This window comes from Acinetobacter stercoris (genome assembly GCF_900323515.1).
Classification (GTDB): domain Bacteria; phylum Pseudomonadota; class Gammaproteobacteria; order Pseudomonadales; family Moraxellaceae; genus Acinetobacter; species Acinetobacter stercoris.
The window spans coordinates 1-10,851 of record NZ_OOGT01000134.1 but is presented as its reverse complement, the minus strand read 5'-3'; the positions used below and the strand labels follow the sequence as shown (position 1 = coordinate 10,851).

At 39.0% G+C, this 10,851-nt stretch carries 9 protein-coding genes and 1 tRNA gene; 8 read left to right on the top strand and 2 right to left on the bottom strand.

What is annotated here, in order from left to right; genetic code table 11:
- Positions 1–139: 139 nt before the first annotated feature.
- Together KPC_RS13245 and cysS are read right to left on the bottom strand one after the other, a co-directional pair.
- Positions 140–215 (bottom strand) — tRNA-Gly (locus KPC_RS13245).
- A 65-nt stretch (positions 216–280) separates the two neighbouring features.
- Positions 281–1,702: a cysteine--tRNA ligase gene (gene cysS, locus KPC_RS13240; protein ID WP_121974836.1), complete on the bottom strand. Its 1,422-nt coding sequence runs from the start codon at positions 1,700–1,702 to the stop codon at positions 281–283.
- Between the two features lie 212 nt (positions 1,703–1,914).
- On the opposite strand from cysS, the gene KPC_RS13235 reads away from it, so the two are divergent.
- The 8 genes from KPC_RS13235 to KPC_RS13200 all read left to right on the top strand — a co-directional run bounded on the left by KPC_RS13235 (position 1,915) and on the right by KPC_RS13200 (position 10,639).
- Positions 1,915–2,892 (top strand): KpsF/GutQ family sugar-phosphate isomerase, encoded by a 978-nt coding sequence (locus KPC_RS13235; RefSeq protein WP_121974835.1) that lies wholly within the window; start codon positions 1,915–1,917, stop codon positions 2,890–2,892.
- Between the two features lie 3 nt (positions 2,893–2,895).
- A complete protein-coding gene (locus KPC_RS13230) occupies positions 2,896–3,435 on the top strand; it encodes a KdsC family phosphatase (RefSeq protein ID WP_121974834.1) in 540 nt (179 codons plus the stop codon).
- A 43-nt stretch (positions 3,436–3,478) separates the two neighbouring features.
- Positions 3,479–4,024 (top strand): LPS export ABC transporter periplasmic protein LptC, encoded by a 546-nt coding sequence (gene lptC, locus KPC_RS13225; RefSeq protein WP_121974833.1) that lies wholly within the window; start codon positions 3,479–3,481, stop codon positions 4,022–4,024.
- On the top strand, positions 4,011–4,592 hold the full coding sequence (gene lptA / locus KPC_RS13220) for a lipopolysaccharide transport periplasmic protein LptA (RefSeq protein ID WP_121974832.1): 582 nt from the start codon (positions 4,011–4,013) through the stop codon (positions 4,590–4,592). Before lptC ends, lptA begins: the two co-directional genes overlap by 14 nt.
- On the top strand, positions 4,592–5,335 hold the full coding sequence (lptB, locus tag KPC_RS13215; RefSeq protein ID WP_121974831.1) for an LPS export ABC transporter ATP-binding protein: 744 nt from the start codon (positions 4,592–4,594) through the stop codon (positions 5,333–5,335). Before lptA ends, lptB begins: the two co-directional genes overlap by 1 nt.
- A 227-nt stretch (positions 5,336–5,562) precedes the next feature.
- Positions 5,563–7,314, top strand: coding sequence for a TolC family outer membrane protein (locus KPC_RS13210; protein WP_228212267.1), 1,752 nt, complete (start codon positions 5,563–5,565; stop codon positions 7,312–7,314).
- The gene (locus KPC_RS13205) at positions 7,311–9,452 is read left to right on the top strand and encodes a type I secretion system permease/ATPase (RefSeq protein WP_121974830.1); all 2,142 of its coding nucleotides are present in this window, start codon (positions 7,311–7,313) and stop codon (positions 9,450–9,452) included. Before KPC_RS13210 ends, KPC_RS13205 begins: the two co-directional genes overlap by 4 nt.
- Complete coding sequence (locus tag KPC_RS13200) at positions 9,449–10,639, top strand: HlyD family type I secretion periplasmic adaptor subunit (RefSeq protein ID WP_121974829.1); 1,191 nt, start codon at positions 9,449–9,451, stop codon at positions 10,637–10,639. The genes KPC_RS13205 and KPC_RS13200 overlap by 4 nt, the downstream gene beginning before the upstream one ends.
- Positions 10,640–10,851 lie beyond the last annotated feature (212 nt).

Genomic DNA, 10,851 nt, shown 5'->3' with positions numbered 1-10,851 from the left:
CTTGAGTATATCTTTTTAATATCGGTAGCATTGTAATACAAAGCATTTTTAAATAATGCTGAGCCTAATTTAGCGGAATTAAAACTATTTCAATTTATAAAAAAAAGCCCTTATCATTTGATAAAGGCTTTTAAAATTTTGGAGCGGGAAACGAGACTCGAACTCGCGACCCCAACCTTGGCAAGGTTATGCTCTACCAACTGAGCTATTCCCGCAATATGGATGTGCATTATAGAGAATTTCATCAAAGTGTCAACTCTCTATGTGCTCAAGTGATGATTTAATCAGCACGACGCCAAACAGTACCCTGACGTGTATCTTCCAGAACAACACCTTGATCAAGCAAAGATTGACGAATTGCATCCGCTTTTGCGAAATCTTTGTCTTTTTTAGCATCTTTACGCTGTTGAATAAGCTCTTCGATCTCGGCTTCAGATAAATCCAAAGCCTCCTGACCAATATCAGACTTTAAAAACTCATCAACGTTATGTTGAACTAGCCCCAATATATTGGTGAGATGACGCAGTGTTGCATAGAAAATTCCAGCCTGTGCAGCATTTTCTTCTTTTACAGCACGATTCAGTTCCTTATTGACTTCAAACAATACAGCAATAGCTTCCGCTGTATTAAAGTCATCTCGCATAGCAGAATTGAAACGCTCAACGAGATTTTCATCCAAAGTTTCTACCAGCTTATCTCCATAAACTTGGTTGTACGCTTTAAATGAATGATAGAAACGAGAAAGTGCAGTTTTTGCTTCTTTTAGTGCAGTATCCGAAAAATTGACAGGGCTTCTATAATGAGATGAAACAATAAAGTAGCGAATCACTTCAGGATGGAACTTTTCCATCACGTCACGAATAGTAAAAAAGTTACCCAAAGACTTGGACATTTTTTCACCATCGACATTAATGAAGCCGACATGCATCCAATAGTTCACATATTGTTCGCCAGTAGCAGCCTCACTTTGTGCGATTTCATTTTCATGATGAGGGAATAACAAATCAGACCCTCCACCATGAATATCAAAGTGATTACCCAAGCAGCAGGTAGACATTGCAGAACATTCGATGTGCCAGCCTGGACGACCATTGCCCCAAGGAGATTTCCATGAAGGTTCATTTTCTTTGGCATGCTTCCAGAGTACAAAATCAAAAGGATGTTTCTTTTCTACTTCTACATCAATACGTTCTGATGCGCCAGCTTGCATGTCATCGAGTTTACGACCTGAAAGACGACCATATTTTGCAAATTTTTCAACTTCAAAATAAACATCACCATTTTCGGCAGGATACGCTGTGCCTTTATTGACTAGCGTGCCGATCATATTTTGCATTTGATCGATATATTCTGTTGCACGCGGTGCTTCATCAGGTTCTATACAACCAAGACTAGCAGAATCTTCATTCATTGCCTGAATAAAACGATCTGTTAGTGCAGTAATAGATTCCGCATTTTCATTGGCACGTTTGATAATTTTATCATCAATATCCGTGATATTACGAATATAGCGTACTTTCCAGCCTTGGCTACGAAGGAAGCGGATAATAAAGTCAAAGGCAACCATAACTCGTGCATGACCAATATGACAGTAATCATAAACGGTCATACCGCAAACATAGATGTCGATGTGTCCTTTTTTACGTGGCACAAATTCAACTTTTTTACGTTGCTCTGAGTTATATAGAACAAAAGGTTGCATAGGTCTTCATAAACGCTTCAAGAATAGGATGTAACATCATAACGTAAGCATTTTATTTCACAAAGCACTAACGTTATTTTTTCTAAGTGAGTGAAAAGTTATACATTTAGAAACTTGTGCATTGCATAGATATGCTAAAATAGAGAAAATAATTTCCTAAATATTCAAAAACTCTTTGAGAGTTAAGGTAAGCCATTTTGAATCCAGCAAATATGCCGAATCAGATTGATTTTCAAAAAGTTGCTTTAGAAACGATTCGTGTTGAAGAACATGCATTACAGGTTTTAGCAACACAGATTGATGAGCGTTTTACAAAAGCATGTGAAATCATTCTGCAATGTAAAGGTCGCTTGGTTGTCACTGGCATGGGTAAATCAGGGCATATCGGTCGTAAAATGGCTGCTACATTTGCATCGACGGGAACCCCATCTTTCTTTATGCATCCGGGTGAAGCTGGACATGGTGATCTGGGGATGCTGGTTCGTGGTGATGTTCTTATTGCTATTTCAAACTCGGGGAAGAGTGATGAGATCATGATGTTGATGCCTCTGATCAAGCATCTTGGCGTGCCCCTGATTACTATTACTGGTGATACCAGAGGTCCAATGCCACAAAATGCAGATGTTGCACTGACTTTAGGTGAAATTCAGGAAGCCTGCCCACTTGGCTTGGCACCGACATCCAGTACAACTGCGACACTGGCTTTAGGTGATGCATTGGCTGTTGCCCTCCTTGAAGCACGTGGATTTACTTCAGATGATTTTGCCCGTTCACATCCTGCAGGTGCACTGGGTAAACGTTTACTTTTGCATGTGAAACATTTGATGCATACAGGTTATGAGTTACCTAAAGTGTCGCCTGATACGCCAATGAATAAAGTCTTATATGAGATATCCAATAAACGTTTGGGAATGACGACTGTTGTTGATGCTGATGATCATTTATTGGGTATCTTTACTGATGGTGATTTACGTCGTTTGATTGATAAACAGCAAGGTTTTGATGTGAATTTAGCTGTATCCCAGGTTATGATTAAAAATCCATACACAATTTCTCAGGAAGCCCGTGCTGTTGAGGCTTTGGAAAAAATGAACGAAAAGAAAATCACGCAGTTTGTTGTGGTTGATGATGCAAATAAAGTGATTGGTGTAATTGGAATGCATGACCTGATCCAGGCGGGAGTAAATTAATTCATGGCATCGTATGTTTTGTTAGAGCAAGCTCGTCATATTGAAGCTTTAGTGTTAGATGTCGATGGAATTTTAAGTGATGGTTTTGTAACGCTTACTAACTCTGGTGATGAAATAAAATCTTTTGATATTCGTGATGGTTTGGGTATGAAACTTGTGCAGAAAGCAGGTTTGAAAGTCATTATCATCACTGGTCGGAAAAGTAATATTGTTGAAAAACGTATGTCTGATCTGGGTGTAGATCTGGTTTATCAGGGACGTGAAGATAAAGGTACAGCACTCAAAGAAGCATGTGCCAAACTGAATCTGTCTCCAGAGGACTGTTTGTATATGGGGGATGACTGGCCAGATTTATCTGCATTTGCTATTGCAGGTATGAAAGTAACAGTTCCAAACGGGCACGTAGAAGTACGACGTCGTGCTGATCTCGTTACCCAGGCGATGGGTGGACGCGGTGCAGTACGAGAAGTTTGTGATATGCTACTCATGTCAAAAGGCGTTTACCAAGAGTTACTTGAAAAATATTTGGCAGTCCCGCATTAATCAGTAAATCCCGTATTTACATTGAGTTTGTTGAACATCATTTATGGATACTAAATCTTTATACATCATTGCTGTTGTAATTGCTGCGATTAGTGGTGGTATTTATTATTACAGCGGAAAAGGTAAAAAGTTAGATGTACAATCAGCTCAAAACATGACGTATTCAGCTGAAAATATCCATTTAACACAAACCAATGAAAAAGGTGATTTACATGTACGCGCAGATGTTGATCATTTGGAACAGGATCTCAAAAACAAGTCAACGAACTTACGAAATTTAAATGCTTCAATGTATAAAAATGATCAGGTTGACTCAACATTTTTTGCCAAAATAGCACAAGGCTATAATGACAATGAAAAAGTTGTTTTAAGTGATCAGGTTGAAGCAACTAAACTGGGGCAGAATGGCAAAATGGTTCTTACTACAGATGAATTAACTGCCTATCCTCAAGATAGAAAATTAGAAACCAGTCATCAGGTTAATGTTACATCTCCAGATTCAGAGTTTGTCAGTCAAGGTCTTAAAGCTGATTTAAATGAAGGTCAATACGAATTTTTTAATATTCGAGGAAAGTATGCACCACGTTAAACAAACTTCAATCTCAAAAACTTTCCTTGCACCTGCACTTATTGCAGCATGTTTACTTAGTGCTTCGGTAAACACTTTTGCTTTGGAATCTGATCGCCGCCAACCGATTTCTCTAGTCGCTGATAGGGCAACATATAATGATAAAACGGGCATAACGACCTATTCAGGTAATGTTGTGATTGAGCAGGGCACCATGAAATTACAGGCTGCCAATATAGTTGCCCAGCTGAATAAAAATAGAGAAATTAGTACAGTAACAGCGACAGGTTCTCCTGCAAAGTTCCAGCAACAGCTTGATGCCAAAAAAGGTATTGCTCGTGGAGAGGCTTCGAAAATTGTTTACAATGCTGAAACGGGTATTATTAACCTTATTGGAAATGCGTATCTTAATCAGGATGGTGCAAGTATTCGTAGCGGTACGTTACGATATAGTATGAACAAAGGTGATATTGAAGCAAATGGTGGTGTGAGTAGCAGTTCAGACAGCTCATCAGCTTCACCAAAAGGACGTGTTCAAATCATTATTCCACCATCAAGCTCAAAATCATTCCCGGGAGCGCGTGATTAATGGAACAGTCATTGAAATCACAAACATTATGCATTAAGCATCTGGCAAAAAATTATAGTAAACGCTGGGTGGTCAAGGATGTTTCATTCACCATGCAAAGTGGTCAAATTGTAGGTTTGTTAGGACCCAACGGTGCAGGTAAAACTACCAGTTTCTATATGGTTGTCGGCTTGGTACGAATGGATAAAGGTGAAATCCATCTTGATGATCTGGATATTTCAGACTTGGCAATGCATGAACGGGCACGAAAGGGAATCGGCTATTTGCCGCAGGAAGCATCGATTTTTAGAAAGCTGACTATTTCTGAAAATATTATGGCAATTCTGGAAACGCGTAAAGATTTAAACAAACAACAAAGACAACAACGTTTAAACGAACTGCTTGAAGATTTTAAAATTACTCATATTAAAGATTCGCTTGGCATGAGTGTATCTGGTGGTGAACGCCGTCGTGCTGAAATTGCACGTGCTTTAGCTGCAGATCCTAAATTTATGTTATTGGATGAGCCATTTGCAGGTGTAGATCCGATTTCTGTCGGTGATATCAAGGATATTATCCGTAATTTGAAAAGCCGGGGTATCGGTGTTCTGATTACAGACCACAATGTTCGTGAAACCTTAGCAATTTGTGAACATGCATATATTGTAAGTGAAGGTTCAGTTATCGCAGAAGGTACGCCGAGTGAGGTACTGGCAAATGAAACTGTAAGAGAAGTATACTTGGGTGAGGATTTTGTTGTCTGATTTCACACTCTAATTAAAAAGTTTGAAGTGGTGTCATAAAAAACGAAAAATATTTTATCACTTCAAACAATTTTGATTTTTTCTGTTTATTTAGCAAATATTTATCTTTATTTTTAAAAATAATATGTAAAATAGCACCTGCTTATTTGAGCAATGTAGTTTAAATAACGATCTTAGTATAGAGACGTCTTGTGGCTAAAAATAAAATAATTTTTAGGATGTCGAGATTGCAACTTTGTCTGTTGATGCTCGCGATTCCTATATCTAGTACTTACGCTGTTGATTCAAAAAAGGGGTTAGGTGTTTATTACATTCATGGGCAGCCTGATGGCTCAGCTACAAATGTAAGTAATATGCCTACTGCAACGGATAGTGGTAGCACTGTTGACGTTACGGATACTTCTATTGATAACGTAAATGAAAAGAAAGTAAGTTCTGATCCTCAGACGAAGAAGGAAAGGAAACTCAAAAAAACGAGTTCATCTATAGAAAACACAGAGTCGAACAGTTCAGGGAAGACTTCAGGTCTGCAATCTGTGAAAAATGGCTTGCGGAAACTTATTGCTCCACAATCAAATGAAAACTATAGGAAAGTTCAGCTTAATGAGTTGAGTAATTTTAACTATAATGGTGATTTCGTAAAAGAATTACCATCTATAACTCCTCGAACAAAAACAGCAGCACGTTCTAAGGCATCATCATTAAAAAATGTTGTCCGCCCTTATCAAACTGCACAGTTGAGCTTTTTTGATGCAATTAGCCTAGCTGTTCAACGGCATCCGTCAATTACTCAAAGTATTGCTTCATTAGCTTCACAGAATGCAAGTATTGATGTTGCAAAAGCAGGTTACTATCCACAGATATCAGGTGGCGTCAGAACAGGAAGCCTGACCAATTCCAATACAACAACGACAGCGGGTCGTGGACAGCAGCTTTATAGTATTGATGCGACCCAGATGATATATGACTTTGGTAAGGTTAAAAGCAGCGTAAATGTTCAGGAAGCCAAGTTACTTGCAGCACAAGCAAATGTATTGGTAAATGTAGATGATATTGCTGTCCAGGTAGCTAGTTCAATCGTCAATATAAAACGGTATCAGGAAATTTGTCGAATTGCTCAAGAACAGATCGATGGCATTGGCCGAATCTCTGAAATCGCAAATTTACGAGCCAAAGCTGGAATTAGCAGTCAGGCCGACCCTGTTCAGGCACAGTCATATCTTGAAGCTGCTCGTTCTAACTTAATTGCCCAGCAAACACAACTTCGTGTATATCAGGAAAGATTGAGAACCTTATTGGGGATGGATGTTGTAAATAATAGTTGGGAGATTCCTGAGTCATTAGTCCAAAGTTCAGAGATTTATTCGGATCCTGAATTTAATAAAATTCCTAGAATGATGGAAGCAAAAGCTCAAGTAGATGTTGCCAGCTATCAAAAAAAACAGGTTCAACTCAGTAAATATCCAACGCTTAATTTGACAGGCTCACTCAGTCAGGCAATCAACGGAATTAACCAGAATAATAGTAAAGATGATGGTTTTTATAGTTCCGTTATGCTTCAGGCGACGAGTAATTTCTATCAAGGAGGGGCGACTGCTGCACAAACTAAAGCTGCAAGTTATGCAGAGGAAGCCGCGAAGTCTCAGGTAAATAGTGTATATCTGGATGTATTGAACCAAATCCGTGCAACTAGGGAAAATGTTGAAAATAAACAACGCCAAATGCAGGTATTGATTGCACAACAAGCAACAACTGTGAGGACGAAAGAACTCTACCAAGAGCAATATAAATTAGGGACTCGAACTGTCGTTGATCTGCTTAATGCAGAGCAAGCTATCCACAGTGCAAATCAGCAAATCGAAAGTATCCGATACGATATTTATGACAATTTAGTGCAGTACATTGCTGCAACAGGGAAAACCCGTGATGTGTATAAGCTTAATAACCTTTCAATTCAGGGGGTAGAAATACAGCCATGAATACAACAATAAATTATTTACCATGGTTGCAGGCTGTTTTAACGGTTGCAAAACACTATCGTATTGAACCTTCAGAAGAAAGAATACGTCTAGAACTGAATTGGAACAAAAACCAGACCATCGATGATGCTTTGGTGGTGATTACCCGTCAGATTGGTTTGAGTATCCGAAAATCTGATTTTAGTGTGGATATGCTCAACCCATGGCGACTTCCTGTCTTGATTGGTTTTAAAGATGGGCAGGTCGGTGTAATTGATAAGGCTGATACGGAAGGAAATGTCAGTGTTCAGTTGAGTGGTGATCAAGGTTTAGCGCAAAGTTTTACTGCTGAGACTTTGCTCGATGTTGTAGATGTTGCATACATTCTTAGACCTGAAACGTCTATTCCTGATGCACGTGTAGATGAATATATCAAACCATATGAAGAAAACTGGTTTTGGTCGATTGTACTGAGCGATTGGAAACGTTACGTGGATATTATGTTTGCTTCACTTATGGCAAATGTTTTAGCTCTGGCAACTATTGTATTTTCCATGAATGTGTACGATCGTGTCGTTCCATCACAGTCGATTCCTACTTTATGGGTATTATTTAGCGGGGTCTGTATTGCTGCAATATTTGAGTTCTCACTACGTCTAGCTAGGACATATATTTCGGATATGGTCGGTAAGCGCGCAGATTTAAGAGTATCTGATCGAGTTTTTGGTCATGCTTTGCGAATCAAAAATGCTGCTCGCTCAAAATCGACAGGGACTTTCATTTCCCAGATTCGAGAGCTAGAAGGTGTCCGTGAATTAGTTACCTCCACAACGATCAGTGCGATAGCAGATTTTCCGTTCTTCTTATTATTCCTTGCTATCTTTGCTCTGATTTCTGGAAACTTATTCTGGATTATGCTGATCATTATTCCAATTATGATTATTCCTGGAATTCTTGCACAAAAACCTTTGGCAAAACTGGCACAAGAAGGCATGCGTGAATCTTCTATCCGAAATGCTATTTTGGTAGAAGCAGTACAAGGTATAGAAGATATTAAGTTGTTGCGAGCAGAATCCAGATTTCAAAATCAGTGGAATCATATGAATGAGGTTTCAGCAACAATAAGCATGAAACAACGGAAAATTGTTAGTTTTGTAATGTCTTGGACACAACAGGTTCAAGGGTTGACTTTTGCAATCGTAGTTCTTGTGGGATGCTTTTTAGTGATGAAAGGTGATATGACAACAGGTGCTCTAGTTGCATGTTCTATTTTATCATCACGTATGCTTGCACCTATTGCACAAGTCGCTGGAATATTAGGTAAATTACAGCAAGCGAAAACTGCTAAACAAGGTCTGGATGAGCTTATGAAGCGTCCAGTTGACCAACCTGAACGTTCCCAGCTCATTCACCGTACTGTGCTTGCAGGACATTATGAATTGGAAGGTGTGGGTTTTAAATATTCAGAAGAAGATCCTAAACTCACACTTGGAATTTCTAAACTGGTTATTCAACCAGGTGAAAAGATTGCGATTCTGGGAAGAAATGGTGCTGGTAAATCAACACTATTACAATTACTGGCTGGTATGCAGGAGCCGGTACAAGGAAAAGTCAAATTGGATGGTGTTGACTTGAAATTGCTCGATCCATCTGATGTAAGACGTGACATGAACTTGCTTAACCAAAATGCCCATCTGTTTTTTGGAACAATTCGTGAAAATTTAACTTTAGGTGCACCAACGGCATCAGATGACGAATTATTAAAAGCTTTACAAATCACTGGGGCAATAACTTTTGTACAAGAGAAAAAAGAAGGTCTGGATCATGTGATTCTGGAGGGGGGAGTAGGATTCTCTGGGGGGCAAAGACAAGCTTTATTGTTAACCAGATTACTGATTTGCAAACCCAATATTTTATTGCTTGATGAGCCGACAGCTTCAATCGATGATGTCTCTGAAAAACAGTTAATTGATCATTTAAAAACCTGGTTAGCACATCGTACTCTTGTCGTGGCAACCCACCGTCGTGCAGTTTTAGAGTTGGTTGATCGCATTATTGTGGTAAATGAAGGGCGAATTGTTATGGATGGTCCAAGAGATCAGATCCTGAATAATTCACAACCACAGCAAGTGCAACATGTTTCAGGAGATAACTCATGAGTGAAACAGGAAAAAAACAAAATCGCACTCTGAATATTTCGCATAGAGAACCGCCATTACCTAAAGCGACATTTATGGTGTGGATTATCGGGATTGGTTTACTGGTTTTTATCATCTGGGCATATTGTTTCAAGCTTGAAGAAGTATCAACAGGAACAGGAAAAGTTGTCCCTTCATCTAAGGAGCAAATCATCCAGTCTTTGGAGGGTGGTATCCTGACAAAACTGAACGTTAAGGAAGGTGATATTGTACAAAAGGGGCAAGTTCTTGCACAGTTAGACCCAACACGTTTTGCTTCCAATGTTGGCGAGTCTGAGTCTTTATTGGTTTCAGCTCAAGCTACAGCGGCACGTTTACGCGCTGAAGTGAATGGTACACCACTTGATTTTCCCGATTCAGTAAAAGCGGAACCAAAACTGTTACAAGAGCAGACACAGCTCTATAATACGAGAAAAGCTAACTTGCAAGAAACGGTAACAGGTTTACAGGCAGCGTTATCCTTGGTTGAACAAGAGTTAAGAATGACCGAACCTTTAGTCGCTAAAGGTGCTGCGAGTGAAGTTGAAGTATTGCGCTTAAAACGTCAGGCGAATGATTTACGGAATCAGATTAACGATGCACGCAGTAAATACTATGTGCAGGCACGTGAAGAGCTGGCGAAAGCAAGTACGGATATTGAGCAACAACAACAAGTGGTTAAAGGCCGTTCAGATACCTTAAGTCGTACAGTATTCAAGGCACCAGTTCGCGGTGTGGTCAAAGAAATTGACGTAATGACTTTGGGTGGCGTGATTCCACAGAATGGTAAATTGATGACACTAGTTCCTCTCGAAGACCAGTTATTGATTGAAGCGCGTATATCTCCTCGAGATATCGCTTTTATTCATCCTGGCCAGTCTGCTCTTGTAAAAATTACAGCTTATGATTATTCAATCTATGGTGGTTTGGACGGTAAGGTTAAAATTATTTCTCCAGACACTTTACGAGATGAGGTGAAGCAAGACCAATTCTATTATCGTGTTTATATTCGTACAAACTCAAATAAATTGAGAAATAAAGCTGGTAAAGAGTTTGCAATAACCCCAGGTATGGTGGCGACTGTTGATATCCAGACCGGCTCTAAAACTGTTCTTGAATATCTGTTAAAACCATTTAATAAGGCAAAAGAAGCTTTACGTGAACGATAGTATTTAATTGATATAACATATTTATGATTAAATGATGCCAGTCAGTTTAGAGTGCGACTGGCATTTTTTATTCATTATGCTTAAGCGAAATTATTTCTATCGACTTTTCTCTATGAACTATCTGACTCAGTCGTTTCAGATTTCACTATGAAATAAAACAGTTTCATTATTTCCGACATGTTACTGTGATTGGCTCAATTCTTTTATAAAAC